This window comes from Pseudomonas sp. CFBP13508, from assembly GCF_005233515.1.
Lineage (GTDB): Bacteria > Pseudomonadota > Gammaproteobacteria > Pseudomonadales > Pseudomonadaceae > Aquipseudomonas > Aquipseudomonas mercuritolerans.
In genome coordinates this window covers 231,624-257,270 of record NZ_QFZZ01000003.1, presented here as the reverse complement: position 1 = coordinate 257,270, position 25,647 = coordinate 231,624, and the positions used below count along the sequence as shown (strand labels likewise).

Here is a 25,647-nt window from a genome sequence, read left to right as displayed (position 1 = left end):
AGTGGTTATGGGTGATCGGCACGACTACGTGGCCCTGGAATGGGTCAAGGGCGAAATTGCCGAAACGCTGAAGCTGGCGCATCAGGCGATCGAAGCCGTGCTCGACGATCCGCAGGCCTTCCCCGGGCTGGACGAATGCCTGGCCTACATTCATCAGGTCCACGGCAGTCTGCAAATGGTCGAGTTCTACGGCGCAGCGTTACTGGCCGAAGAAATGGAGCACTTGGTCGAAGCCCTGCAACATGATCGTGTACCGCACCGCGACGAAGCCCTGCACCTGATGCTGCAAGCCCTGGGGCAACTGCCGCTTTACCTCGATCGCGTGCAGAGCGCCCGCCGTGACTTGCCGTTGGTGGTGTTGCCACTGATCAACGACCTGCGCAGCGCCCGTGGTGAAAGCCTGCTGGCGGAAACCAGCCTGTTCAGCCCGCCACTGCCCGAGCTGGCGCCGCTCGGCGACGCGGCACTCGCCGCCCTGGAACCGCCCGATCTGCCGAACGTGCTGCGCAAACTGCGGCAGATGCTGCAAATGGCTCTGGTCGGGCTGCTGCGCGAACAGGACGACCAGACGCACCTTGGCTATCTGGCCAAAGTCTTCAGCCGTCTCGAAGCGCTGAGCGGCGATGCGCCGTTGAGCCCTTTGTGGCAAATCGCCTCAGCATTGGTCGAGGGCATGCGCGAGGGCGTCATCGCCAACAGTCCGGCGCTGCGCAGCCTGTTCAAGGACGCCGACCAAGAGCTCAAGCGCCTGCTCGAGCAGGGCATCGTCGGGCTCAACCAGCCGGCGCCGGCCGAGCTGCTGAAAAGTCTGTTGTTCTATATTGCCAAAGCCGAACATCCCACCGGGCAGATGCTGACCATGAAAGATCGCTACTCCCTGGACGACGCGTTGCCCGACAGCGCGATGGTCGATGAAGAACGCGCGCGCCTCGCCGGCCCCGACCGCGATGCCATGCGCTCGGTGCTGGCAGCGCTGTGCGAAGAGCTGGTGCGGGTCAAGGAGCGCCTCGATCTGTTCGTGCGCAGCGACCGCCAGCACGCCTCGGATCTGGACAGCCTGCTCGCGCCGCTGCGACAGATTGCCGACACCCTCGCGGTGCTGGGTTTCGGCCAGCCGCGCAAGGTCATCATCGACCAACTGGCGGTGGTGCTCAGCCTCGCTCAGGGCCAGCGCGAACCGAACGACGCCATTCTCATGGACGTAGCCGGGGCCTTGCTCTACGTCGAAGCGACGCTGGCCGGCATGGTCGGCACGGTGGAGACGCAAAGCGCCGACGACACGCGCCTGCCGACCACCGACCTGACGCAGATCCATCAGATCGTGATCAAGGAAGCGCGCATCTGCCTGCAACAGGCCAAGGACATGATCGTCGATTACATCGACGCCGATTGGGACCGCCAGCATCTGCAATCGCTGCCCGAGCTGCTGACACAGGTGCGCGGCGCGCTGGCGATGATTCCGCTGGCCCGCGCAGCGAGTCTGGTCGAGGCCTGCAACGGTTTCATTCGCGAGCATTTGATGCTCGATGCCCACGAACCGGGATGGGAGCAACTCGATCATCTGGCCGACGTGATCAGCAGCCTGGAGTATTACCTCGAACGCCTGAGCGATGATCCGCAGGCACCGGCCGAGCATTTGCTGGATGTAGCGCAAAACAGCCTCGCCAGCCTCGGCTTCTTCCCCAACGAACAGCCCGGTGAACCGCAGGTGCCGGTGCTCGATGAGGTGCTCAGCCCCAGCGAAGCCCAGGTGATGCAGGATCTGCAAGCGCTCGACGACCCTGACGTCGTGCAGTCGCTGGCCGAAGTGCTCGCCAGCCCGGTGTCGGCGCTCAACCCGCCGGCGCGCAACAGCCCCGACAGCCTGATGCCGCCGCCGGCCGATGAAGAACCGGTCGACGATGAGCTGCGCGAAGTGTTCCTGGAGGAGACCGACGAAGTCCTCGCAGTGCTCCACGAATACCTGCCGCGCTGGACCGCCAATCCCCAGGACCGCGCCGCGCTGACCGAACTGCGCCGGGCCTTTCACACCTTGAAGGGCAGCGGGCGCATGGTCCGCGCGTTGGTTCTCGGCGAACTGGCCTGGGCGGTGGAAAACCTGCTCAACCGCGTGCTCGAACAAAGCGTCGAGCCCGGCGCAGTGCTGCGCCAATTGCTCGACGACGCGGTGTTGCTGCTGCCCGAGCTGATCAACGAATTTGCCACCCAGCGCCAACGCCAGCGCAGCGATGTCGACCAACTCGCCGCCCGCGCCCACGCGTTGGCCAAAGGCGATGAGCCGCTGGCTGCCGAAGACACCGACGACGTCGCCGCGCTTGATCCGCTGCTGCTGGAAATCTTCCGCAAAGAAGCCGAAACCCACCTCGCCAGCCTCAACCGTTTCCTCGATCAGGCCGCCGAACAGGTGCCGTTGCCGGCCAGCGACGAACTGCAACGGGCGCTGCACACGCTCAAGGGCAGTGCCTCGATGGCCGGCGTATTGCCGATGGCCGAACTGGCGGCTTCGCTGGATCAACTGGCCCGCGAGTTCAAGGCGCATCAGTTGCCGCTGGATCTGGACGAGGTCGAACTGCTGCTCGAAGCCGAGGGCCTGTTCCGCGTCGGCCTGCGCCAGCTCAAACACGATCCGCTGGCGCCGATTGTAGGTGCGCAGTCGCTGATCAAACGCACCGAGGCGCTGCTCGCCGAGCGCCTGCAAGCCAGCTCCGATGGCGCTGACAGCGGCCTGCGCCTCAAGCGCGATCCGCAGCTGATCAACAACTTCCTCGCCCAGGGCATGGACATCCTCCTCGACGCCGAAAACCTTTTGCAGCGCTGGCAGCAGCACCCCGGCGAGCGCCAGGAACTCAGCGCCTTGCTCGATGAGCTGACCACTCTGGGCGAAGGCGCGCATCTGGCCGATCTGCAGGCGGTCGATGGCCTCTGCGAAGCCTTGCTCGACCTGTATGGCGCGGTGGAAGAAAGCAGCCTGGCGGTCAGCGAGCGGTTTTTCCACGAAGCGCAACTGGCCCACGAAGCGCTGATCAACATGCTCGACGAACTCGCTGCCGGCCAGGAAATCACCGCGCAACCGGAGCGGATTCGGGCCTTGCAGGAACTGCTCGACGAAGGCCTCGACCCGGCGGCGATGGGCCTGATCCGCAGCGATGGCAGCCGCACCCTGGATATTCGCGAGCTGGGCAGCGCCACCGCGCAATTGCAGCAATCGGTTGCCGCCCTCGAGCCGGACGACGAAATCGTCGAAATCTTCCTCGAAGAGGCGGTGGACATTCTCGACAGCGCCGGGCAAGCCTTGCAGCGCTGGCTCAAGGACCCGGACAACGCCGCGCCGCTGTCGTCATTGCAGCGCGACTTGCACACGCTGAAGGGCGGCGCGCGCATGGCCGAGGTCGAGGTCATCGGTGACCTCGCCCAGGAACTGGAAAATCTTTACGAAGGGCTGGTCGATCGACGCTACAGCCACAGCGCCGCGCTCGAAGGTTTGTTGCAGCACAGTCATGAGCGTTTGGCGCTGATGCTGGAGCAACTGCAAGCGCATCAAGCGCTGACTCCGGCGCAGGATCTGATCGACGCGATCCGTCAGTTGCGTCAGGGCCAGGCCGCCAGCGAATCTGCCCCCGCAGCGCTCGAACACGACAACGCCGGGCATGATCCGGAGTTGCTGGAGATCTTCCTCGAAGAAGGTTTCGACATCATCGAAAGCTCCGGCGCCGCGCTGTTGCGCTGGCAGGCCGAGCCGGGCAACCGTCAGGAAATCGAAACCCTGCTGCGCGATCTGCACACCCTCAAGGGCGGCGCGCGGATGGTCGAAATCGGCCCGATCGGCGACCTCGCCCATGAGCTGGAATTTCTCTACGAGAGCCTCTCTGGCGGTGCGCTGCGGCCCTCTGCCGAACTGTTCGCGCTGGTGCAGCGCGGCCATGACCGACTGGCGCAAATGCTCGATGGTGTGCGCGCCGGGCAACCGTGCCCGCCGGCCGATCGGCTGATCAACGCGATCCAGAATTTCAGCCATCCGGCGCAGGTTGAAGCGCCGCCGGCGCCAGCTCCGGTGATCAAGCATGAGGCTGCGCCACCGGCCGCCGATGCTGGCGCGGACATGGTCAAGGTCTCGTCCGAGCTGCTTGATGAACTCGTCAATCTGGCCGGGGAAACCTCGATCTTTCGCGGACGGATCGAGCAGCAAGTCAACGATGCGCAGATTGCTCTCAACGAGATGGAAACCACCATCGAGCGCATGCGCGATCAGTTGCGCCGCCTCGACACCGAAACCCAGGGGCGCATTCTCAGCCGCCAGCAAGTCGATGGCGAACGCCTCGGTTACGAAGATTTCGATCCGCTGGAAATGGACCGCCATTCGCAGCTCCAGCAACTGTCGCGGGCGCTGTTCGAATCCGCCTCGGACCTGCTCGACCTCAAGGAAACCCTCGACCGCCGCAACCACGATGCGGAGAACCTGTTGCAGCAACAGGGGCGGATCAACACCGAATTGCAGGAAGGCCTGATGCGTACGCGCATGGTGCCGTTCGAGCGCATGGTGCCGCGTCTGAAACGCATCGTGCGTCAGGTCGCCGAAGAGCTGGGCAAGGATGTCGCATTCGTGGTCGGCAATGCCGATGGCGAGATGGATCGCAACGTCCTCGAACGCATGGCCGCGCCGCTGGAACACATGCTGCGCAATGCCGTCGACCATGGCCTGGAATCCACCGAGGTGCGGCTGGCGGCGGGCAAGCCGGCGCAAGGGCAGATCACCCTCGATCTGTCCCGCGAGGGCGGCGACATGGTTTTCGACATCCGCGATGACGGCGCCGGGGTGCCGCTGGAAGCCGTGCGGCGTAAGGCGATCAAGCGCGGTCTGCTGGCGCCCGACGCCGAGATCAGCGACCGCGACGTGTTGCAGTTCATTCTCCAGCCGGGTTTCTCCACGGCGGAAAAGATCACCCAGATTTCCGGGCGTGGCGTCGGCATGGACGTGGTCCACGAAGAAGTGCGTCAGCTGGGCGGCAGCATGAGCATCGATTCGGTGCCGGGGCAGGGCGTGCATTTCCGCATTCGCCTGCCGTTCACCGTGTCGGTCAACCGCGCGCTGATGGTGCAGTGCGCTGAGGATCAGTACGCGATCCCGCTGAACACCATCGAAGGCATCGTGCGCGTGTTGCCGAATGATCTGGAAGGGCACTTCCGTCAGGATCCGCCGAGTTATCAATACGCCGGCCAGCGTTATGAACTGTGCTACCTGGGCGAGCTGTTGAAGACTGCGCCACGGCCAAAACTGCTCGGGCAGAACCTGCCGTTGCCGGTGCTGCTGGTGCATTGCAACGACCGCCATGTTGCGGTGCTGGTCGACGCCATGGCCGGCACTCGCGAGATCGTGGTCAAGAGCCTCGGCCCGCAATTCGCGGCGGTGCAGGGCGTGTCGGGGGCGACGATTCTCGGCGATGGCCGGGTGGTGCTCATTCTGGATCTGCTCGCACCGATCCGGGCGATGCAGGCGCGGCTGGCGCAAGAGCCGGCGCGCACGGAGATCGACAGCGAACCGCACAAGCCGTTGCTGATTATGGTCGTCGATGACTCGGTGACGGTGCGTAAGGTCACCAGCCGTTTGCTCGAACGTCACGGCATGAACGTGCTGACCGCCAAGGACGGTGTCGATGCGATGCTGCTGCTTGAAGAGCACCTGCCTGACCTGATGCTGCTCGACATCGAAATGCCGCGCATGGACGGCTTCGAAGTCGCCACCCAGGTGCGCGCCGACGAACGCCTGCGCCACTTGCCGATCATCATGATCACCTCGCGCACCGGGCAGAAACACCGCGACCGCGCCATGGCCATCGGCGTCAACGACTACCTCGGCAAGCCGTATCAGGAATCGGTGTTGCTGGAGAGCATCGCCCAGTGGAGCAAGAAACATGCATGAGCACCGGCACAACCCGCGCACCAGTCAGCTCACCGGGCTGTTGCTGCCGCTGGCCGATCGCAACCTGATCCTGCCCAATGTCGCCATCGCCGAGCTGATCGACTACCAGGCCAGCGCCTTCGATCTCGACACGCCGCCGTGGTACCTGGGCCGGGTAACGTGGCGCGAGCGGCAGATTCCGTTGATCAGTTTCGAATCGGCCTGCGGGCAGAAAATCGTCATCGGCGAACGGGCGCGGATCGTCATTCTGAATGCGCTGGGCGGCTTGCCGCAGCTCAGATTCATCGCCCTGTTGGTGCAGGGGATTCCTCGGTCGTACAAGCTGGACAGTCAGTTGAGTTACGTGGATGTGCCGTTGTGTGCGCTGGAACAGGCGGCGGTGCAGGTGGGCGAGCAGGTGGCGAAGGTGCCGGATTTGTTGGGGCTGGAGAAGTTGTTGGTGGATGCGGGTTTGGCCCGCTGATCCAAGGCTTTCGCTGTTTTGGATGGCCTCTTCGCGAGCAGGCTCGCTCCCACAGGGTGTGTACACCGGGCGACCTCTGTGGGAGCGAGCCTGCTCGCGAAAGCGTCAGTCGCATCACCACAATCCCACAGGTAGATCCTCAATTCCTGTAGCTCAATAAACACCAATCCTTACCGGTGTTTAAAGACACCAAGTGTTACGCCGCACCAGCCTACAAATCCTTGCGCCGCTGCCTACGCCTGCGCCAGAATCCGCCGGCTTGTGCGCCCAGGGCATGCTGCGTAACTTGGATCGGGTCACTGATTCCCAGTGATCGGGTTTAGTAGCCCGCGGTAATTCAGCTGGTCGTGCATTCATCACAGATGTTCCGCATCTGAGCTTGATGGTGGCTGTACGTAGGGCGCTTCGGCGCGCCGGCTTAAGCTGAGTTCCCCGGTCTACTAACCTGCGTACAGTCGCCTCCCTTTCGTTTAGTAGCCAAGGGGTTGGCGCTCAACAACGGGAACACAGCTCATGTTCAAAGTAACGCCAAACCCACCGACCAAAGACCCGGCATCGCCCTACCAATCCCCCGACTCCAAGAAATTCCACGAAGCCGCCGAGCGTGCCCTCGACCATTACCTCGGCCCGCCCGCCGCCGACTTCATGGCCCCGCCGTACACCCCCAACACGCTATACATGGCCAACCCCGAAGCCGACACCGAATCCTTGCTGGCCGACGCTTGTGAAACCCTCGGTTCGGCAACGGTGATGCTGCACAACCACGCCGCTTCCGTGGAAGGCTCGCAGCGCAAGACCCTGCAGGGCATCGCGCAGATTGTCATGGTGGCGGAGATGGCGGTGAACCGCGTGCTGGACAAAATGGTGCCAACCGACTGAAAGCCCCTCACCCCAGCCCTCTCCCAGAGGGAGAGGGAGCCGACCGAGGTGTCTCGCGTCCTACATCGACCTGAATGACCGAGTCGATTATGGATTCACTACAACGGGTTCAGGTCAGAGTCATTCCCAAGCATCCCCCAATCAGTCCCCTCTCCCTCCGGGAGAGGGCCAGGGTGAGGGGCTGTTGATTTTTCATTTCTGGATTCACCACGGCTGGTTCAGGTCGGCGTCATTCCCAAGCATCCCCCTATCGGTTCCTTCTCCCTCCGGGAGAGGGCTAGGGTGAGGGTAGCTTTTGAACGTTACGCTCAGCGTAATGATTCACCACCCAGCTTGATTGATGCCCTCATCACACAAGCCTAACTTGGCTCCACGACAGCGAACCCGTGGAGTGAGCATGACAACAACAATTTCCCCCGACTCGCGCTGGACGCGGCGGCGTGACGAGAAGCAGCGCCGGCTCGACAAGGTGCGCGGGCTCGCCGATGGCGCGGTGCTGCCCAGCGACAAGATCGTCGCCGCGCTCGAAGCGCTGATCCATCCCGGCGACCGTGTGGTGCTGGAGGGCAACAACCAGAAGCAGGCGGATTTCCTCTCGCGTTCGCTGGCCAAGGCCGACCCGGGCAAACTCCACGATCTGCACATGATCATGCCCAGCGTCGGCCGCTCTGAGCACCTTGATCTGTTCGAACGCGGCATCGCCCGCAAGCTCGATTTCTCCTTCGCCGGCACCCAGAGCCTGCGCATCAGCCAGTTGCTCGAAGATGGCTTGCTCGAAGTCGGCGCCATTCATACCTACATCGAACTCTACGCCCGCCTCGTCGTGGACCTGATCCCCAACGTTGTGCTCTCGGCCGGTTTCATGGCCGACCGCGCCGGCAATATCTACACCGGCCCGAGCACCGAAGACACTCCCGCACTGATCGAACCGGCGGCGTTCAGCGATGGCATCGTTATCGTTCAGGTCAACCAATTGGTCGATGACGTCAGCGAGCTGCCGCGCGTAGACATTCCCGCTTCATGGGTCGATTTCGTCGTGGTCGCCGACAAGCCTTTCTACATCGAACCGCTGTTTACCCGCGACCCACGCCACATCAAGCCTGTGCACGTGTTGATGGCGATGATGGCGATTCGCGGGATCTACGAAAAACACAACGTGCAGTCGCTCAACCACGGCATCGGTTTCAACACCGCCGCCATCGAACTGATCCTGCCGACCTACGGCGAATCCCTCGGTTTGAAAGGCAAGATCTGCCGCAACTGGACGCTCAATCCGCACCCGACGCTGATCCCGGCGATCGAAAGCGGCTGGGTCGAGAGCGTGCATTGCTTCGGTACCGAACTGGGCATGGAAAACTACATCGCCGCTCGGCCGGATGTGTTCTTCACTGGCCGCGACGGCTCGCTGCGCTCCAACCGCATGGTCTGCCAACTGGCCGGGCAATACGCGGTGGATCTGTTTATTGGCGCGACATTGCAGGTCGATGGCGACGGCCATTCCTCGACGGTGACTCGGGGCCGTCTCGCCGGTTTCGGTGGTGCGCCGAACATGGGCCACGATCCGCGCGGCCGCCGTCACGGCACTCCGGCGTGGCTGGACATGCGCCACGCCGATGGGCCGCAACCGATGCTCGAACGCGGCAAGAAACTCGTGGTGCAAATGGTCGAGACGTTCCAGGAGGGCGGCAAACCGACCTTCGTCGAAACCCTCGACGCCGTGGAAGTGGCGAAGAAAAGCGGCATGCCGCTGGCGCCGATCATGATCTACGGCGACGACGTTACCCACCTGCTTACCGAAGAAGGCATCGCCTACCTGTACAAGGCGCGCTCGCTGGAAGAGCGCCAGGCGATGATCGCAGCGGTCGCCGGGGTTACCGCCATCGGCCTGCGGCACAACCCGAAAGACACCGAACGCATGCGCCGCGAGGGCCTGATCGCCCTACCCGAAGACCTCGGCATCCGCCGCACTGACGCCACGCGCGAATTGCTCGCGGCGAAAAGCGTGGCCGATCTGGTCGAGTGGTCCGGCGGCCTGTACAACCCGCCCGCCAAATTCAGGAGCTGGTAATGCACGCATTCAACCTGCAAGCGAAACCGCTTTCTCTGGCTGACCGCTTGGCCGATCTGGCGGTGGACGCGTTGATCGACGAAGCGGATCTGTCGCCGAAACCGGCGCTGGTCGACCGTCGTGGCAACGGCGCGCACACCGATCTGCACCTGGGCCTGATGCACGCGTCGGCGTTGGCCTTGTGGCCAGCGTTCAAGGAAATGGCCGAGGTGGCGCTGGAGCTGCGCGAAGTCGGTGTGCCGTTACGCGAAGCGATTGGCCGCATCGGTCGCGAGGGCGAACAAGCCATGCTCGTGACCACCAACGGCGTCAACACCCATCGCGGTGCGATCTGGGCGTTGGGACTGTTGGTGACGGCCGCCGCGCTGCAACCGAAATCCATCGCCCTGTGTGCCGCACGCCTGGCACTGCTCGACGACCGCTACGCACCGACACCGCTCAGCCACGGCGCACAAGTCGCTCAGCGTTACGGCGCACGCGGTGCTCGCGAGGAAGCGCAACTGGGCTTCCCGTCCGTGCTGCAACGCGGCCTGCCGCAACTGCACAAAAGTCGCGCCAACGGCCACGGCGAACAGAACGCCCGGCTCGATGCGTTGCTGGCGATCATGACCGAGCTGGCCGACACCTGCGTGCTTTACCGCGCCGGCGAGCCCGGTCTGCAGGCCATGCAGGCCGGCGCGCAAGCGGTGCTCGATGCCGGCGGCAGCGCCAGCCTCAGCGGTCGTCGGCGCCTGCACGAATTGGATCAACAACTCATCGCATTGAATGCCTCGCCCGGTGGCGCCGCCGACCTGCTCGCCGCCACATTGCTGCTCGATCGTATCGAGCGCGACGGCATCTCTCAGGGAGCGTTTTGATGGAAAACCTATCGTTTGAATTCCCCGCCGGGCAGCCGCCACGCGGGCGTGCGCTGGTCGGTTGTGTCGGCTCGGGGGATCTGGAAGTGCTGATCGAACCGGGTCTGGCCGGCAAGCTGACGATCAACGTGCAGACCTCGGTCAACGGCGCGCAGCAGCGCTGGCAACACCTGTTCGCGCGGATGTTCGACGGCACCACGCCGCCAGCGATGGCCATCGATATCCACGATTTCGGCGCGACACCGGGGGTGGTGCGCTTGCGTCTGGAACAGGGTTTCGAGGAGATCGGCCATGACTGACAGCGCAGCGTTGCTCAACAAACACAGCTTCGTCGAACTCGGCGCGCGGCAGCGGGCGCAAGCCTTGCTCGACGTCGGGACCTTTCGCGAACTGCTCGATCCGTTTCAACGGGTCATGTCGCCGTGGCTTGAGCGCCAAGGTGTGGTGCCGCAAGCCGACGACGGCGTGATCATCGCCAAGGGCAGCCTCGACGGTTTGCCGGTGGTCATCGCGGCGATTGAAGGCGCGTTCCAGGGCGGCAGCCTTGGCGAAGTCGGCGGGGCGAAGATTGCCGGTGCGCTGGAACTGGCCGCTGAAGACAACCGCAACGGCATCCCCACCCGCGCCGTATTGCTGCTGGAAACCGGTGGCGTGCGCTTGCAGGAAGCCAATCTGGGGCTGGCGGCGATTGCCGATATTCACGCGGCGATTGTCGATTTGCAGCAATACCAACCGGTGGTCGGCGTGGTCGCCGGCAGTGTCGGTTGCTTCGGCGGCATGTCGATCGCCGCTGCGCTGTGCAGTTATTTGCTGGTGACTCAGGAGGCACGTCTCGGCCTGAACGGCCCGCAAGTCATCGAGCAGGAAGCCGGGATCGAGGAGTACGACTCCCGCAACCGGCCTTTCATCTGGAGCCTGACCGGCGGCGAACAGCGTTTCCACAGTGGTCTGGTGGATCGTTATGTCGCCGATGATGTAGCGCAGATTCGTCAGCAGGTCGGTGAATTGCTCCAGCAAGGCTTGCCGGCCCAACCGCGCAGTCAACGCGCCGAGTGGTTCCTGCAACGCCTCGGCAAGCTGAACACTGACCTGCAAATCGAACCGTCGGTGGTTCGCGATCTGTATCAAGGAGAGCGCTCATGAGCGGTTATTCATTGCGCGGTTTGCACTGGTTCAACGCGCTCAGCGCTGGCGCCAGTGTCGTCGAAGGTTTGCCGCCGTCGTTGAAAGTCGCCGACGCTGAGCTCGGCCGCTTTATCGCGGTGGTCGCCGACCCGGACAATCGTTTCCCTCGCGCCAGAAACGGCGAAGTCGGTCTGCTCGAAGGCTGGGGTCTGGCCAAGGCTGTGGATGACGCGATCAGCGCCGACCGCGACAGCGCCCAGAAGCGCCCGATCATCGCCATCGTCGATGTGCCGAGCCAGGCGTATGGCCGCCGCGAAGAAGCCCTCGGCATTCATCAGGCGCTGGCCGGCGCGGCGGACAGTTATGCCCGTGCGCGTCTGGCCGGGCATCCGGTGATTGCGCTGCTGGTGGGCAAGGCCATGTCGGGTGCATTTCTCGCCCACGGTTATCAGGCCAATCGCCTGATTGCTTTGCGCGATCCGGGTGTGATGGTGCACGCGATGGGCAAGGCCTCGGCGGCGCGGGTGACATTGCGCAGTGTCGAGGAACTGGAGGCGCTGGCGTCGAGCGTGCCGCCGATGGCCTACGACATCGACAGCTACGCCAGCCTCGGCCTGCTCTGGGAAACCCTCTCGGTGCAGCAGATTGAACAGCCGACAGAGGAAGATCTGACGCGGGTGACTGAGTGCCTCAAGCAAGCGATCAGCGATGTGAGCAGCACTGATTTGAAAGGGCGCCTTGGTGCGAGCAATCGTGCCGCCTCCAGCAAAGTCCGTGAGTTGCTGAGGGCGCAGTGGTGAACCTGCCCCTGGCCCACGATCTGCTCTGGGGCATGACCCCAGCGCAGTTGCCGGCGGATCCGCCGCAGTGGGCAGTCGAGGTGCTCACGGCTGGGCAACCGGTGGTGGTGCGGCGGGCGTTGAGCGAGGAAGGTCTGGTCGCGGTCGGCGTTCGTGGTGTGTTGCGCGAGCAGCGGCTGGCGGCGTTTATGCCGCTCGATTCGATCGCGCGGCGGGTCAGTCCTGAAGCGCTGTGTCATGTCGACAGCCCGCGTGATTTGCCAGTGATGCAGGCGCTGAAACAGCTGCGACCGCTGCTCGACAATTGCGGTTGGGTCTGGGGTGTCAGCGGCAGTGTCGGGTTTGAATTGGCCAGCGGTTTCAGAGCGATGCATGCGGCCAGTGATCTCGATCTGATTCTGCGTGCGCCGCAGATGATCACGCGCAATCAGGCATGCAAACTCGTGGAGCTTTTCGATCAGGCTGTGTGCCGGGTCGACATGCAATTGCAGACCCCATTCGGCGCGGTGGCGCTTCGGGAATGGGCCAGCGGTTCGTCCCGGGTGCTGCTGAAAAATGCGCATCAGGCTGCACTGGTGACGAATCCGTGGCACCCGCAGGAGCAGGCAGCGTGAGCAGCCTGTTGGTGTTTCCCGGCCAGGGCGCGCAGCAAGCGGGCATGCTCCAGCGTTTGCCAAGGGAAACGCTGGCCGAGGCCAGTGATGTACTCGGCGAGGATGTTTTGCAGCTTGATTCAGCCGAGGCATTGCGCACGACACGAGCGGTGCAGCTGTGCCTGCTGATCGCCGGTGTCGCTGCTTCGCGGCAGTTGTTGCAGGATGGACTGACTGCGGATTACGTCGCCGGCCTGTCCATCGGCGCCTACCCGGCAGCAGTGGTGGCGCGAGCCTTGAGTTTCAGCGATGCGCTGCATCTGGTCAGCCTGCGCGGTGAGCTGATGCAGCAGGCTTATCCACAGGGCTACGGCATGACCGCGATCATCGGCTTGCAGTTATCCACCGTCGAAACCCTGCTGGCGCAAGTGCACAGCGAAGATGCGCCGGTGTATCTGGCCAATATCAACGCGGATAACCAAGTGGTCATCGCCGGCAGCAACAAGGCCATGCACGCGGTGGCCGAACTGGCGCGCAGTCGCGGCGCCGGAGTGGCGAAGCGGCTGGCGGTGAGCGTGCCGTCGCATTGCCCGTTGCTGGAAAAACCGGCGCAGGCGCTTGCCGACGCCTTCGCCAAGGTTGAACTGAAGAACCCGAAGATCGCTTATCTGAGCGGCAGCCGCGCAAGGCCTGTTGCCAAAGTCGAAGCGCTGCGCGATGACCTCGCTTTCAACATGTGCCGCGTGGTGGATTGGCGCGGCACCGTGCAAAGCGCCTACGAGCGCGGCGTGCGTCTACAGATCGAACTGCCGCCCGGTGCGGTGCTGACCGGGCTGGCGCGCCGGGTGTTCGAGCAGGGCACCGTCACTGCCTTCGACAGTGCCCGCCTCGATACCCTGCAAGCGCTGTTGCGCGAGGAGGGTGGCCGCCAACTCTAAAACCGCCGCGACTCAAGCTTCGAACAACAAAAACAACATTCGACGATGCACTTTGAGGACTACAACAATGATTATTTACGGTGTGGCGTTTCTCGCCTTCTGCACGCTGGTCGGTATCTGGGTCGGTGAACTGCTCGGCAAGCTGATCGGCGTGCCGGCCAACGTCGGCGGTGTCGGTATTGCGATGCTGCTGTTGATCGGCCTGGGCAGCTATCTCTACAAGAGCGGCTGGCTCAAGGGCAAGACTGAGCAGGGCGTGGAGTTCTGGAGTGCGATCTACATTCCCATCGTGGTCGCCATGGCCGCGCAGCAGAATGTCTACGGTGCGCTGAAAGGCGGGCCGATGGCGATTCTTGCCGGCACCCTCGCCGTAGTGATCGCGTTTGCCTTGGTGCCGGTGCTGACACGCATGGGCAACAAGCAAGAGACGCCGATTGCTCCTGCCAAGACTGCGGGGTAATCGCCATGTACGAATCAATGATGAAAGTGATCACCGGCTACGGTCTGATCAGCGGCTTTTTGATTGTCGGCCTGACCATGTGGGTGTCCTACTGGATGTCCAACACCTTCACCAAGGGCCGTTTGCACGGTTCAGCGATTGCGATTCTGCTCGGGCTGGTGCTGTCGTATATCGGCGGCGCACTCACCGGTGGGCAAAAAGGCGTGGTGGATATTCCCCTGCTGTCCGGCATCGGCCTGCTCGGCGGTGCGATGCTGCGGGATTTCGCGATTGTGGCGACGGCATTTGGCGTCAGCGTCGATGAACTCAAACGCGCCGGACTCGTCGGTGTGCTGGCGCTGTTTGTCGGCGTTGGCACCTCGTTCGTCGCCGGAGTCGGCGTGGCGATGGCGTTCGGCTACACCGATGCGGTAAGCCTGACTACCATTGGCGCGGGTGCGGTGACCTACATTGTCGGCCCGGTTACGGGGGCGGCGATTGGTGCCAGTTCCGAGGTGATGGCGCTGTCGATTGCGGCGGGGCTGATCAAGGCGATTCTGGTGATGGTGATGACACCGTTCGTGGCACCGATGATCGGCCTGAACAACCCGCGCAGCGCGGTGATTTTCGGTGGTTTGATGGGCACCTCCAGCGGCGTTGCCGGCGGCCTGGCGGCCACCGATCCGAAGCTGGTGCCATATGGTTGCCTGACGGCGGCGTTCTACACCGCGCTTGGGTGTCTGCTGGGGCCTTCGCTGTTGTTTCTGGCGATGCGCGGGTTGATGGGCTAGCTAGTCACCCCCAAAAGCCCCTCACCCTAGCCCTCTCCCGGAGGGAGAGGGGACTGACCGCGTTGGATGTTCGAGATACGCCGACCTGAGATATCGAGTCGAACTCAAGTTTTGAACATTCCCCGATCTGCTCCCTTCCCCCTCGCCCCCTTGGGGGAGAGGGCTGGGGTGAGGGGGTAGCTCTTGATTTTTGATCTTGATCTAAACCCCAGCCTGCCGATTGGCATACATCCGACACTCCGCCAGCAACGCCAGCAGATTCGGATCGCGCTCCTTGGCCTTGAGAAACACCACGCCAATGTGCTGCTGCAAGCGGTACTTCTCCTGCAACGGGATGAGCTTCACCCGATTCTCGTACACCGCCGCAATCCGCCCCGGCAACAAGGCGTAGCCCACCCCTGAGCTGACCATGCTCAGCAGGGTGAAGATGTCATTAACCTGCATCGCCACCTTCGGCTCGAATCCCGCTTGCTTGAACACCCGCACACCGTCCTGATGCGTGGCGAAGCCCTGGGTCAGGGTGATGAAGGTTTCATCGCGCACTTCCGCCAGATCGACTTCACTGCGCTGAGCGAATTTTGAATCGGCCGGGGTGGCGAGGAAGATGTCGTCGGAAAACAGCGCAATCTGCTCGCAATCCGGATCGTTGATGCTGTCGTCCAGCGACACCAGAATCGCGTCGACTTCCATGTTTTTCAGCTTGTAGAGCAGGTCGATGTTCGAGCCGAGGATCAGGTCGATGTTGAGTTCGCTGCGGCGGATCTTCAGGCCCATGATCAGCTGCGGCACGGTCTTCACCGTCAGCGAATACAGCGAGCCGAGCTTGAAACGCTCGGCGGAGAACCCGGCGGCTTCGCGGGTCAGGCGCACGCTGTCGACGACGTCGTTGATCAGCTTCTGCGCACGTTCTTCCAGCACATAGGCGCTTTCCAGTGGCGTCAGATTGCGCCCTTCGTGTTTGAACAGCGGGCAGCGCAGGGCGTTTTCCAAAGAGTGAATGGCGCGGTGCACGCTGACGTTGCTGGTCTGCAATTCGGCGGCGGCGCGGGCGAGGTTGCCGGTGCGCATGAAGGCGAGGAACACCTCGAGTTTTTTCAGGGTCAATTCTTCGTCGATCAGCATGGCGCGGACTCTTTTTGGTATCGGCCGATTGTGCCCAATTCCCGCGTGCCGCGCAGGCGAGGTTGAACAGAAACATTGCGCTTTTACGCTCAAGGCCCGAGCCTTGCGCGCTTGCGGTAGTGACTACGAGGTATGCGACACATGTATCACGGGGAAAAACTCAACGCCTGGACCCATCTGGTCGGAGCCATCGCCGCGTTTATCGGCGGCGTATGGATGCTGGTGATTGCCAGCCTCGACGGCAGTCCATGGAAGATCGTCAGCGTGGCGATCTACGCCTTCACTTTGCTGGTGCTCTACAGCGCCTCGACCGTGTACCACAGCGTGCGCGGGCGCAAGAAAGCGATCATGAAGAAGGTCGACCATTTCTCGATCTACCTGCTGATCGCCGGCAGCTACACGCCGTTCTGCCTGGTGACGTTACGCGGGCCGTGGGGCTGGACGCTGTTCGGGATTGTCTGGGGGCTGGCGCTGATCGGCATCCTGCAAGAGATCAAACCGCGCTCCGAGGCGCGGATTCTGTCGATCGTGATTTACGCGGTGATGGGCTGGATCGTACTGGTCGCGGTCAAGCCGCTGATTGCCGCACTGGGCACAGCGGGGTTTGCCTGGCTGGCATCGGGCGGGGTTTTGTATACGGTGGGGATTATCTTTTTTGCCCTCGATCACCGCCTGCGGCATGCCCATGGCATCTGGCACCTGTTCGTGATTGCCGGGAGCTTGCTGCATTTTGTCGCGATTCTGTTTTATGTCCTGTAAATGCAATCCCTGTGGGAGCGAGCCTGCTCGCGAAGGCGTCAGGTCAGCCAACACCTTCGTTGAATGAAACACCGCTTTCGCGAGCAGGCTCGCTCCCACAATAAATCTTCAGTGAACTCTGGTGTTGTGAACACCCTAGATCCAATGTGGGAGCGAGCCTGCTCGCGAAGGGGCCTTAGAAGTCACCCCAAAGTTGCTGGGCTACCGCCAGCGCCACCACCGGCGCAGTCTCGGTGCGCAGCACCCGTGGGCCGAGGCGGGCGGCGTGGAAGCCATTGCCTTTGGCTAACTCGACTTCGCCATCCGTCAAGCCACCCTCAGGCCCGATCAGGAACGCCAGCGTCTCCGGTTTGGCATGACTCACCAGCGGTTCTGCGACCGGGTGCAGCACCAGTTTCAATTCGGCTTCGGTCTGCTTGAGCCAGTCTGCCAGCAACACCGGCGGATGAATCACCGGCACCCGTGAACGCCCACACTGTTCGCAGGCACTGATCGCCACTTGGCGCCAGTGCAGCAAGCGCTTGTCGGCGCGTTCGTCCTTGAGCCGCACTTCGCAGCGCTCGCTGAAGATCGGAGTGATTTGCGTCACGCCCAGTTCAGTGGCTTTTTGAATAGCCCAGTCCATGCGCTCGCCCCGCGACAGGCCCTGGCCGAGGTGGATCTGCAGCGGCGACTCGATTTGCCCGGCGAATTGCTCGTCGAGCTGCACGACCACGCGTTTCTTGCCGACGTCCACCAACGACCCGCGAAACTCATGGCCGGAACCGTCGAACAATTGCACCGCATCGCCTTCGGCCATGCGCAACACGCGGCTGATGTAATGCGCCTGGGCTTCTGGCAGTTCGTGTTCGCCAGTGCTCAGCGGGGCGTCGATAAAGAAGCGGGACAGTCTCATTTCGGGTCTCTGGAAAGATATGAATCAGTTGGATCGGTGTCGACTTCATTCGCGAGCAGGCTCGCTCCCACACTTGAAATGCATTCCCCTGTGGGAGCGAGCCTGCTCGCGAAAGCGGTAGTCCAGCCACCGCAAATCTCAAGCAAGGCGAATCAACCCGGGTCGCGGAATCCCGGATGGAAGTCTTTCGGCACCGCCACGCTGACGCTGTCACGCGTAGCAATATCAATACCTTCACTGGCCACTTCGGCCAAGAAGTCGATCTGCTCCGGGGTGATTACATACGGCGGCAGGAAATACACCACGCTGCCCAGCGGCCGCAACAACGCACCACGTTCCAGCGCATGCTGGAACACCTTCAAGCCACGACGCTCCTGCCAAGGGTAGGCCTCTTTGCTGGCTTTATCCTTGACCATCTCGATGGCCAGGACCATGCCGGTCTGGCGCACTTCGGAGACGTTCGGGTGATCGACCAGATGCGCGGTCGCCGAGGCCATGCGCTGAGCCAGCGCCTGGTTGTTCTCGATGACGTTGTCCTGCTCGAAGATATCCAGGGTCGCCAGTGCCGCAGCGCAGGCCAGCGGGTTGCCGGTGTAGCTGTGCGAATGCAGGAAGGCGCGCAGGGTCGGGTAGTCGTCGTAGAAGGCGCTGTAGACCTCGTCGGTGGTCAGGCACGCCGCCAGCGGCAGATAGCCGCCGGTGAGGGCTTTGGACAGGCAAAGGAAGTCCGGGCGGATGCCGGCCTGTTCGCAGGCGAACATCGTCCCGGTGCGGCCGAAGCCGACGGCGATTTCGTCGTGGATCAGGTGCACGCCGTAGCGGTCGCAGGCCTCGCGCAACAGCTTGAGGTACACCGGGTGATACATGCGCATGCCGCCGGCGCCCTGAATCAACGGCTCGACGATCACTGCCGCGACGCTGTCATGATTTTCCGCCAGCGTCTGTTCCATGGCGGCGAACATGTTGCGCGAGTGTTCCTCCCAGCTCATGCCTTGCGGGCGCAGATAGCAATCCGGGCTCGGCACTTTGATGGTGTCCATCAACAGGGCTTTGTAGGTCTCGGTGAACAGCGGCACATCGCCGACCGCCATCGCTGCCATGGTTTCGCCGTGGTAGCTGTTGGTCAGGGTGACGAAGCGCTTCTTGTTCGGCTGGCCGCGATTCAGCCAGTAGTGAAAGCTCATCTTCAGCGCGACTTCGATGCAGGACGAGCCGTTATCGGCGTAGAACACCCGGTTCAAGCCTTGCGGGGTCATCTTCACCAGACGCTCGGACAGCTCGATCACCGGCTGATGGCTGAAACCGGCAAGAATCACGTGTTCGAGTTGATCGACCTGATCCTTGATGCGCTGGTTGATGCGCGGGTTGGCGTGGCCGAACACGTTGACCCACCAGGAACTGACTGCGTCGAGGTAGCGCTTGCCTTCGAAGTCTTCGAGCCAGATGCCTTCGCCGCGCTTGATCGGGATCAGCGGCAGCTGTTCGTGGTCTTTCATCTGGGTGCAGGGATGCCACAACACCGCAAGATCGCGTTGCATCCACTGGTTATTCAGGCCCATTTACAGTCTCCTCGAGGCGGCTCGCGTCAGGCGCGGGCGAACAATCGCGCAAGCCTATGCAATGCATCGCGCGGGAACAACCCATTGTGTCGATTGAGCTACTTTGTCTGAGCCGATAGACGTCGCTGGCGGCGTTTTGATGGCTAACGTATTCTTCGCGGTTCTTTGAGTCGTCTGACTCGCAAAACTGCTTTTTCCCACATGTTTTTCCGGAGTTCGCTGAATGTCTGTCGGTTGGCTGCGCGCCTGTGCGCTGGTGATGTTGGGGCTGTTCAGCGTTACGGCGCTGGCCAAGGATAAAACCGCAATCGTGATTGGCGGTGGCCTGTCGGGTCTGACCGCCGCTTACGAACTGCAGAACAAAGGCTGGCAGGTCACCCTGCTGGAAGCCAAACCGAGTCTGGGCGGCCGCTCGGGCATGGCCACCAGCGAGTGGATCGGCAACGACAAGACCCAGCCGGTACTGAACAAGTACGTGTCGACGTTCAAGCTCGGTACCACGCCGGCGCCGGAATTCGTGCGTACGCCAGGTTATCTGATCGACGGTGATTATTTCTCCGCCGCTGATCTGGCCACCAAGCAGCCAGCCACCGCCGATGCGCTCAAGCGCTACCAGAAAACCCTCGACGATCTGGCGCGCTCGATCGACGACCCGCAGAACCCGGCGGCGACCGCCACCCTGCATGCACTGGACCAGATCACCGTATCGAGCTGGCTCGACAAGCAGAACCTGCCGGCCACCGCGCGTCAGTTGATCAACCAGGACATCCGTACCCACTACGACGAACCTTCGCGTCTGTCGCTGCTGTATTTCGCTCAGCAGAACCGCGTCTATCGCGGCGTCTCCGACCGCGACCTGCGCGCCTCGCGTCTGGTCGGTGGCAGCCAGGTGCTGGCCCAGGCCTTCGTCAAACAGATCAAGACCATCAAGACCAGCTCGCCGGTCTCGGCCATCATCCAGGACAAGGACGGCGTGACCGTCAAAGTCGGCAGCGTCGGCTATCAGGCTGACTATGTGGTGCTGGCGGTGCCTTTGCGCGCGCTGAACAAGATCTCGCTGACCCCGGCGCTGGATGCTCAGCATCTGGCAGCGATCAAAGGCACCAACTACGGCTGGCGCGACCAGATCATGCTGAAGTTCAAGACGCCAGTGTGGGAAAGCAAATCGCGCATGTCCGGCGAGATCTACAGCAATACCGGTCTGGGCATGCTCTGGATCGAACCGGCGCTGAAGGGTGGCGCCAACGTGGTGATCAACCTGTCCGGCGACAATGCCCGTGTGATGCAGGCGTTCGGCGACAAGCAGATGGTCGATCAGGTGCTGATCCGTCTGCACGCGTTTTATCCACAGGCCCGTGGCTCGTTCACCGGTTATGAGATCCGCCGATACAGCACTGACCCGTCGATGGGCGGCGCCTACCTGGCTTACGGCCCGGGGCAGATCAGCAAGTTCTGGCGCCTGTGGGAACGTCCGCTGCAACGCGTAGCGTTCGCCGGCGAACACACCGACACCTTGTACCCGGGCACCCTGGAAGGCGCACTGCGCACCGGCCAGCGCGCGGCCAGCCAGGTTGAAGATCTGGCGGCAGGCAAGTCCTTTGAACCGGTCAAAGTGGTTCCGGCTGCAGCAGCGGCAGGCGCGGCGGGTGCGGCGGCGGCGAAGAAGGGCAACTTCTTCAGCAACCTGTTCGGCGGCTCGGATGACGAGAAGAAGCCTGAGCCTGTGAAGGCGCCAGAGCCAGCACCTGCTCCGGCCGCTCCAGCGCCTGCACCGACCCCGGCACCTGCGCCAGCGCCGGTGGAAGCACCGAAACCAGCGGCCCCGGTGAAAGCCGAGCCGGCAAAGAAAGCAGCGGCCAAGCCAGCGGCGAAGAAACCGGCGGCAAAAACCGACACGAAAAAGCCGGCGGCCAAACCGGCGGCGAAGAAGGCTGAACCGGCGAAGAAGCCAGCGGCCAAGCCTGCTGCAACGACCGAGACCAAGGCGCAGTAAACCTTGGTTCATATGAAAAACGCGGCCCTCGGGTCGCGTTTTTTTTGCCCTGCGTTTGTGTCCTTCGCGGACCGGTTCCATGGCTGACCTGCGTACCGGAGGCTTCCCACAAGACGCTCGGAATCAGGTGATAGCGGCTGCCCGTCGACCAATTTTATGCTGGGAAAAATTGGAGCTCTCTGATGAAAACACTCACGCTGATACTGTTGCTGATTGCACTTCCCGGTTGTAGCAACGGGCAATTCTTTCCCGGCGGTTATGGTTCGGAACTAGCGCATAAATGCCAGATAGATCCTTACAATGCCGAGTGCCTGCAACCGCCCGCAGTACTTCACAACTAGCCAGTCACACCGTCTGAATCGGTCAGAACTCCCACTTGAAGAACTCTGTCCCGTTCGGCAGTTTCCTCAGCCACTTTTGCTTGGGTTTGCGCAGGCGCCCGGGAATGAAACCGAAACGCGCCCAGCGCAGACTGCCCGTGCGCTGGTCGTAAATCACCAGGTTTCCATCGTCCTGCACAGTCATGTATGTGTTGTACCAAAGCGCCTTGTCGGCGCTGTGCGTGCTTTCCGCGATCCATAATCGTCGCCTGGAAGGGTCATACAGAAAGCCGCTGTTGCTGATCACGAACTGCAGCGGCTCGCGCATCTTCTTCGGGTGCAAAGTTGCGCTGTAAGGTTGATTGGCGTCGGCGATCCAGATAACCCCCTCACCGTCTTTGAGAACCAGATTTCCATCGCTTTGCAGCATCAGACGAAATCGACCGTTCTCGGATTGCAGGAACTGGCCGGGAGACATCGTTTGATTGGGCGGCAGTACAGAAGAACCGCTTGCTTGAAAGGGCGTATATCGCAGAGCCATGTTTTTGCACCTGTCTGTAATGAGAATGGAGACATCATTCGAACAGGTTCAAAAGCCGCATCAGCGGTACAGGGTTATCGGCTTCGCAGTCCTGTGCCTTTGTCGTTGAAACGCGGCACCAGTCATTTGTACAAGCACCTCACAGCGAATTCGCCTTTAATCCTTCCTTAACACCCCGCTCGCAGACTCTTGATCGTATTTCTCGATATTTCAAAGCAAAATTTTCCGCTTTAATTCGATAGATAACTCGCTAGTCTTGGTTCGCAGTTCTCACAGGATTTGGGCAATGCAGCTACGTAACTCTTCTTCGCGCTATGGTTGGGTCAGCATCTTCATGCATTGGGTCGTGGCGTTGGCGGTCTTCGGGCTGTTTGCGCTGGGTCTGTGGATGGTCGGGCTGGATTACTACAGCACCTGGCGCAAAGACGCGCCGGACCTGCACAAGAGCATCGGTCTGGTGCTGCTCGCGGTGATGCTGTTGCGGGTGCTGTGGCGCTTCATCAGCCCGCCGCCGCCAACGCTGCAAAGCTACAGTCGCATGACCCGTATCGGCGCTAAATTCGGCCACGGGTTTCTGTATCTGGCGCTGTTCGCTGTGATGATTGCCGGTTACCTGATTTCCACCGCAGACGGTGTCGGGATCCCGGTGTTTGGCCTGTTTGAAGTTCCTGCTCTGCTCTCCGGACTACCGGATCAGGCAGATACCGCTGGGGTGATTCATCTCTGGCTGGCGTGGGCACTGGTAATTTTTTCCGGTCTCCATGCGTTGGCAGCATTGAAGCACCACTTTATCGATCGTGATGCGACCCTCACTCGAATGCTCGGTCGCAAAGCCTGAAATTCAACCTCGACTCAAAGGAAAAGAAAGCATGTTGAAAAAGACTCTGGCCGCTCTGGCAATCGGTTCGGCCGTACTGTCCGCCAACGTAATGGCTGCTGACTATGTTGTAGACAAGGAAGGCCAGCACGCCTTCGTCGACTTCAAGATCAGCCACCTGGGCTACAGCTACATCACCGGTACCTTCAAGGACATCGACGGCAAGTTCAGCTTCGATGCTGCCAAGCCTGAAGACAGCAAGATCGAGTTCAACGTCAACACTGCCAGCGTGTTCACCAACCACGCCGAGCGCGACAAGCACATCGCCAGCGCTGACTTCCTCAACGCCAGCAAATTCGGCAAGGCCACCTTCGTTTCCACCAGCGTCAAGTCCACCGGTGCCAACACCGCTGACGTGACCGGCGACCTGACCCTGCTGGGCGTAACCAAGCCAGTTGTCGTCAAGGCCACCTTCCTGGGCGAAGGCAAGGATCCATGGGGCGGCTACCGTGCCGGCTTCGAAGGCACCACCACCATCAAGCGCTCCGATTTCGGCAAGCAGAAAGACCTTGGTCCGAAGTCCGATGCGGTCGAGCTGTATGTTTCGTTTGAAGGTGTGAAAGCGAAATAAATTTCGCCGCCACATGAAAACGCCCCCGGTCGCAAGGCCGGGGGCTTTTTTTATTGCCACAACACAGATCCCCTGTAGGAGCTGCCGAAGGCTGCGATCTTTTGATCTTGATTTTTGAAGATCAAGATCAGGATCAAAAGATCGCAGCCTTCGGCAGCTCCTACACAAAGCGATTTGCAGCGCTCAAAAAAATGCCCCGGCTCTTTCGAGTCGGGGCATTTTTCATTGCGGCTTGAACCTCAGCGATTGCGGGTCAGCAAGGCTGGTTTCTCGCCACGCGGGCGGCTTGGCAGTTGATCGAGCTGCTCAGGCGTCGGGAAGCGGTCGGCTTTCGATTCCTTGTGCATGATCTTCGGACCATTGCTGCGCGGATTCTGCACGGCCGGTTCGCTGCGTGGCTGATCGTCACGGGCCGGACGGCGGTTGCGCGGCGCGGATTCGTCACGACGACCCTGACCGTCACGCGGTGCGCCATTGCGCGGGCCGCTGCGTTTGGCCGGTGGCGTGCCGGTGCTCGAGCCGTTGCTGTTGCGCGGACCGTTCTGGCGTCCCTGTGGCTGACCACCGCGTGGTGCGCCAGCGCCTTGCGCCGGTGCGCCCGGACGACGGCCACGGCCGCCAGCAGGAGCGGCCTTCGGTACGTAGTCAACGCGGTTACCGAAGTTATCCACATCGTCGTCGAGGAATTCGTCCGGGGCACGGTCAGCCGCTGCACGCGGTGGCTGGCTTGGGCGCTGGTCGCGGCTCGGGGTGCCTTCGCGCGGTTTTTGCTGACGGGCAGGGCGCTCGCCACGTTCACCGGCCGGCTTTTCCTTGCCCTTGTCTTTGCCCTTGTCCTTGCGACCGCCGCCACCGCCGCCGCCATTCGGGCCGTCGCCACGTGGGCCACGGGAATTGCGCGGGTTGCGGATGTCCGGACGCTCGCGGGCTTCCGGCTTCTCGGCTTCGATGGTGCTGGAGTCGAAGCCCATCAGATCGCCGTCGGCAATCTTCTGCTTGGTCATGCGTTCGATGCTTTTCAGCAGCTTTTCTTCGTCCGGGGCAACCAGCGAGATCGCCTCACCCGAACGACCGGCGCGGCCAGTACGGCCGATACGGTGCACGTAATCTTCATCAACGTTCGGCAGTTCGAAGTTGACCACATGCGGCAACTGATCGATGTCCAGGCCGCGGGCGGCGATGTCGGTGGCAACCAGAATGCGCACTTCACCGGCCTTGAAGTCGGCCAGGGCTTTGGTGCGGGCGTTCTGGCTCTTGTTACCGTGAATCGCCACCGCCGGCAGGCCGTGTTTGTCCAGGTATTCAGCGAGACGGTTGGCGCCGTGCTTGGTGCGGGTGAACACCAGCACCTGTTCCCACGCGCCGGCGGTGATCAGGTGCGCCAGCAGTGCGCGCTTGTGGCTGGCCGGCAGGCGGAACACGCGTTGTTCGATGCGCTCGACCGTGGTGTTCGGCGGCGTCACTTCGATGCGTTCCGGGTTGTGCAGCAGTTTGCCGGCGAGGTCGGTGATGTCTTTGGAGAAAGTCGCCGAGAACAGCAGGTTCTGGCGCTTGGCCGGCAGACGTGCGAGGACTTTCTTCACGTCGTGGACAAAACCCATGTCGAGCATGCGGTCGGCTTCGTCGAGGACGAGAATTTCCACGTGGGACAGATCGACGCTGCCCTGGCCGGCGAGGTCGAGCAAGCGACCCGGGCAGGCGACGAGGACGTCGACGCCACGGGACATGGCCTGGACCTGCGGGTTCATGCCGACGCCGCCGAAGATGCAGGCGCTGACGAATTTCAGGTCACGGGCGTAGATCTTGAAGCTCTCGTGCACCTGGGCCGCGAGTTCGCGGGTCGGGGTCAGGACCAGGACGCGCGGTTGGCGCGGGCCGTGACGCTGGGATTTGTCCGGGTGACCGTTGGGGAACAACCGCTCCAGAATCGGGAGGGCGAAGCCGCCGGTTTTACCGGTACCTGTCTGAGCCGCAACCATCAGGTCGCGACCTTGCAACACGGCGGGAATGGCCCGCTGTTGCACCGGAGTAGGCTCGGTATAGCCCGCATCTTCGATGGCACGGACTAAAGCCTCGGAGAGACCGAGGGAAGCAAAGGACATGAGTAATCCTGTTTTAGTTAGGGCTTGGCCCAATGGGA

At 62.1% G+C, this 25,647-nt stretch carries 21 protein-coding genes and 1 pseudogene; 17 read left to right on the top strand and 5 right to left on the bottom strand.

The genetic code is table 11. The features are described from left to right. Positions 1–7: 7 nt before the first annotated feature. The 12 genes from PspCFBP13508_RS09510 to madM all read left to right on the top strand — a co-directional run bounded on the left by PspCFBP13508_RS09510 (position 8) and on the right by madM (position 14,870). Positions 8–5,917: an Hpt domain-containing protein gene (locus PspCFBP13508_RS09510; RefSeq protein ID WP_137214304.1), complete on the top strand. Its 5,910-nt coding sequence runs from the start codon at positions 8–10 to the stop codon at positions 5,915–5,917. Continuing rightward, entirely contained in the window at positions 5,910–6,380 is a 471-nt protein-coding gene (locus PspCFBP13508_RS09505) for a chemotaxis protein CheW (RefSeq protein ID WP_137214303.1), read from the top strand. The genes PspCFBP13508_RS09510 and PspCFBP13508_RS09505 overlap by 8 nt, the downstream gene beginning before the upstream one ends. A gap of 513 nt (positions 6,381–6,893) precedes the next feature. Then, positions 6,894–7,259, top strand: a complete 366-nt coding sequence (locus PspCFBP13508_RS09500) for a hypothetical protein (RefSeq protein ID WP_137214302.1) — start codon at positions 6,894–6,896, stop codon at positions 7,257–7,259. Between the two features lie 397 nt (positions 7,260–7,656). Beyond that, complete coding sequence (mdcA, locus tag PspCFBP13508_RS09495) at positions 7,657–9,327, top strand: malonate decarboxylase subunit alpha (RefSeq protein ID WP_024014649.1); 1,671 nt, start codon at positions 7,657–7,659, stop codon at positions 9,325–9,327. Further along, positions 9,327–10,184 carry a triphosphoribosyl-dephospho-CoA synthase gene (locus PspCFBP13508_RS09490; protein ID WP_137214301.1) on the top strand — a complete coding sequence of 286 codons (858 nt, stop codon included), beginning with the start codon at positions 9,327–9,329 and terminating at the stop codon, positions 10,182–10,184. The genes mdcA and PspCFBP13508_RS09490 overlap by 1 nt, the downstream gene beginning before the upstream one ends. After that, positions 10,184–10,483 carry a malonate decarboxylase subunit delta gene (locus PspCFBP13508_RS09485; RefSeq protein ID WP_039757560.1) on the top strand — a complete coding sequence of 100 codons (300 nt, stop codon included), beginning with the start codon at positions 10,184–10,186 and terminating at the stop codon, positions 10,481–10,483. Before PspCFBP13508_RS09490 ends, PspCFBP13508_RS09485 begins: the two co-directional genes overlap by 1 nt. Further along, positions 10,476–11,327, top strand: a complete 852-nt coding sequence (locus PspCFBP13508_RS09480) for a biotin-independent malonate decarboxylase subunit beta (protein ID WP_137214300.1) — start codon at positions 10,476–10,478, stop codon at positions 11,325–11,327. The genes PspCFBP13508_RS09485 and PspCFBP13508_RS09480 overlap by 8 nt, the downstream gene beginning before the upstream one ends. Then, positions 11,324–12,109: a biotin-independent malonate decarboxylase subunit gamma gene (gene mdcE / locus PspCFBP13508_RS09475; RefSeq protein WP_137214299.1), complete on the top strand. Its 786-nt coding sequence runs from the start codon at positions 11,324–11,326 to the stop codon at positions 12,107–12,109. The genes PspCFBP13508_RS09480 and mdcE overlap by 4 nt, the downstream gene beginning before the upstream one ends. After that, positions 12,103–12,723, top strand: a complete 621-nt coding sequence (locus PspCFBP13508_RS09470; RefSeq protein WP_137214298.1) for a malonate decarboxylase holo-ACP synthase — start codon at positions 12,103–12,105, stop codon at positions 12,721–12,723. The genes mdcE and PspCFBP13508_RS09470 overlap by 7 nt, the downstream gene beginning before the upstream one ends. Further along, entirely contained in the window at positions 12,720–13,640 is a 921-nt protein-coding gene (gene mdcH, locus PspCFBP13508_RS09465; protein ID WP_137214297.1) for a malonate decarboxylase subunit epsilon, read from the top strand. Before PspCFBP13508_RS09470 ends, mdcH begins: the two co-directional genes overlap by 4 nt. Before the next feature lie 67 nt (positions 13,641–13,707). After that, positions 13,708–14,100, top strand: coding sequence for a malonate transporter subunit MadL (gene madL / locus PspCFBP13508_RS09460; protein ID WP_016772756.1), 393 nt, complete (start codon positions 13,708–13,710; stop codon positions 14,098–14,100). 5 nt (positions 14,101–14,105) lie between these two features. Next, entirely contained in the window at positions 14,106–14,870 is a 765-nt protein-coding gene (madM, locus tag PspCFBP13508_RS09455) for a malonate transporter subunit MadM (RefSeq protein WP_024014642.1), read from the top strand. Between the two features lie 201 nt (positions 14,871–15,071). Here the strand turns inward: madM and PspCFBP13508_RS09450 are convergent, their stop codons facing one another. Beyond that, a complete protein-coding gene (locus PspCFBP13508_RS09450) occupies positions 15,072–15,992 on the bottom strand; it encodes a LysR substrate-binding domain-containing protein (RefSeq protein ID WP_056786436.1) in 921 nt (306 codons plus the stop codon). A gap of 141 nt (positions 15,993–16,133) precedes the next feature. On the opposite strand from PspCFBP13508_RS09450, the gene PspCFBP13508_RS09445 reads away from it, so the two are divergent. Continuing rightward, positions 16,134–16,751, top strand: a complete 618-nt coding sequence (locus tag PspCFBP13508_RS09445; protein WP_039757573.1) for a hemolysin III family protein — start codon at positions 16,134–16,136, stop codon at positions 16,749–16,751. 5 nt (positions 16,752–16,756) lie between these two features. After that, positions 16,757–16,852, top strand: a pseudogene (locus PspCFBP13508_RS27620) (metal ABC transporter ATP-binding protein); the annotation flags it as partial. Between the two features lie 74 nt (positions 16,853–16,926). On the opposite strand, the gene PspCFBP13508_RS09440 reads toward PspCFBP13508_RS27620, so the two are convergent. Both PspCFBP13508_RS09440 and PspCFBP13508_RS09435 read right to left on the bottom strand, forming a co-directional pair. Further along, complete coding sequence (locus tag PspCFBP13508_RS09440; RefSeq protein WP_137214296.1) at positions 16,927–17,646, bottom strand: 16S rRNA (uracil(1498)-N(3))-methyltransferase; 720 nt, start codon at positions 17,644–17,646, stop codon at positions 16,927–16,929. Positions 17,647–17,798: 152 nt separating this feature from the next. Continuing rightward, the gene (locus PspCFBP13508_RS09435; protein WP_137214295.1) at positions 17,799–19,205 is read right to left on the bottom strand and encodes an adenosylmethionine--8-amino-7-oxononanoate transaminase; all 1,407 of its coding nucleotides are present in this window, start codon (positions 19,203–19,205) and stop codon (positions 17,799–17,801) included. Positions 19,206–19,428: 223 nt separating this feature from the next. Between PspCFBP13508_RS09435 and PspCFBP13508_RS09430 the strand changes: the two genes are divergently transcribed. Beyond that, the gene (locus tag PspCFBP13508_RS09430; RefSeq protein ID WP_130910861.1) at positions 19,429–21,198 is read left to right on the top strand and encodes a flavin monoamine oxidase family protein; all 1,770 of its coding nucleotides are present in this window, start codon (positions 19,429–19,431) and stop codon (positions 21,196–21,198) included. Between the two features lie 363 nt (positions 21,199–21,561). Here the strand turns inward: PspCFBP13508_RS09430 and PspCFBP13508_RS09425 are convergent, their stop codons facing one another. After that, the gene (locus PspCFBP13508_RS09425) at positions 21,562–22,059 is read right to left on the bottom strand and encodes a hypothetical protein (protein ID WP_137214294.1); all 498 of its coding nucleotides are present in this window, start codon (positions 22,057–22,059) and stop codon (positions 21,562–21,564) included. 286 nt (positions 22,060–22,345) lie between these two features. Here PspCFBP13508_RS09425 and PspCFBP13508_RS09420 point away from each other — a divergent pair, with 286 nt between their 5' ends. Both PspCFBP13508_RS09420 and PspCFBP13508_RS09415 read left to right on the top strand, forming a co-directional pair. Then, positions 22,346–22,897: a cytochrome b gene (locus tag PspCFBP13508_RS09420; RefSeq protein WP_039757579.1), complete on the top strand. Its 552-nt coding sequence runs from the start codon at positions 22,346–22,348 to the stop codon at positions 22,895–22,897. Positions 22,898–22,928: 31 nt separating this feature from the next. After that, a complete protein-coding gene (locus PspCFBP13508_RS09415; protein ID WP_039757580.1) occupies positions 22,929–23,507 on the top strand; it encodes a YceI family protein in 579 nt (192 codons plus the stop codon). Positions 23,508–23,746: 239 nt separating this feature from the next. Here PspCFBP13508_RS09415 and PspCFBP13508_RS09410 read toward each other — a convergent pair whose 3' ends face one another. Continuing rightward, positions 23,747–25,609 (bottom strand): DEAD/DEAH box helicase, encoded by a 1,863-nt coding sequence (locus tag PspCFBP13508_RS09410; RefSeq protein WP_137214293.1) that lies wholly within the window; start codon positions 25,607–25,609, stop codon positions 23,747–23,749. Positions 25,610–25,647: the final 38 nt, after the last annotated feature.

Bases quoted from the DNA above. Each gene is read 5' to 3' on its own strand.
- madL (WP_016772756.1), top strand. From the start codon at position 13,708: ATGATTATTTACGGTGTGGCGTTTCTCGCCTTCTGCACGCTGGTCGGT.
- PspCFBP13508_RS09420 (WP_039757579.1), top strand. From the start codon at position 22,346: ATGCAGCTACGTAACTCTTCTTCGCGCTATGGTTGGGTCAGCATCTTC.
- PspCFBP13508_RS09440 (WP_137214296.1), bottom strand. From the start codon at position 17,646: ATGAGACTGTCCCGCTTCTTTATCGACGCCCCGCTGAGCACTGGCGAA.
- PspCFBP13508_RS09425 (WP_137214294.1), bottom strand. From the start codon at position 22,059: ATGGCTCTGCGATATACGCCCTTTCAAGCAAGCGGTTCTTCTGTACTG.
- madM (WP_024014642.1), top strand. From the start codon at position 14,106: ATGTACGAATCAATGATGAAAGTGATCACCGGCTACGGTCTGATCAGC.
- PspCFBP13508_RS09410 (WP_137214293.1), bottom strand. From the start codon at position 25,609: ATGTCCTTTGCTTCCCTCGGTCTCTCCGAGGCTTTAGTCCGTGCCATC.
- PspCFBP13508_RS09485 (WP_039757560.1), top strand. From the start codon at position 10,184: ATGGAAAACCTATCGTTTGAATTCCCCGCCGGGCAGCCGCCACGCGGG.
- PspCFBP13508_RS09490 (WP_137214301.1), top strand. From the start codon at position 9,327: ATGCACGCATTCAACCTGCAAGCGAAACCGCTTTCTCTGGCTGACCGC.
- PspCFBP13508_RS09450 (WP_056786436.1), bottom strand. From the start codon at position 15,992: ATGCTGATCGACGAAGAATTGACCCTGAAAAAACTCGAGGTGTTCCTC.
- PspCFBP13508_RS09500 (WP_137214302.1), top strand. From the start codon at position 6,894: ATGTTCAAAGTAACGCCAAACCCACCGACCAAAGACCCGGCATCGCCC.
- mdcE (WP_137214299.1), top strand. From the start codon at position 11,324: ATGAGCGGTTATTCATTGCGCGGTTTGCACTGGTTCAACGCGCTCAGC.
- PspCFBP13508_RS09510 (WP_137214304.1), top strand. From the start codon at position 8: ATGGGTGATCGGCACGACTACGTGGCCCTGGAATGGGTCAAGGGCGAA.
- PspCFBP13508_RS09480 (WP_137214300.1), top strand. From the start codon at position 10,476: ATGACTGACAGCGCAGCGTTGCTCAACAAACACAGCTTCGTCGAACTC.
- PspCFBP13508_RS09445 (WP_039757573.1), top strand. From the start codon at position 16,134: ATGTATCACGGGGAAAAACTCAACGCCTGGACCCATCTGGTCGGAGCC.
- PspCFBP13508_RS09430 (WP_130910861.1), top strand. From the start codon at position 19,429: ATGTCTGTCGGTTGGCTGCGCGCCTGTGCGCTGGTGATGTTGGGGCTG.
- mdcA (WP_024014649.1), top strand. From the start codon at position 7,657: ATGACAACAACAATTTCCCCCGACTCGCGCTGGACGCGGCGGCGTGAC.
- PspCFBP13508_RS09415 (WP_039757580.1), top strand. From the start codon at position 22,929: ATGTTGAAAAAGACTCTGGCCGCTCTGGCAATCGGTTCGGCCGTACTG.
- PspCFBP13508_RS09505 (WP_137214303.1), top strand. From the start codon at position 5,910: ATGCATGAGCACCGGCACAACCCGCGCACCAGTCAGCTCACCGGGCTG.
- PspCFBP13508_RS09435 (WP_137214295.1), bottom strand. From the start codon at position 19,205: ATGGGCCTGAATAACCAGTGGATGCAACGCGATCTTGCGGTGTTGTGG.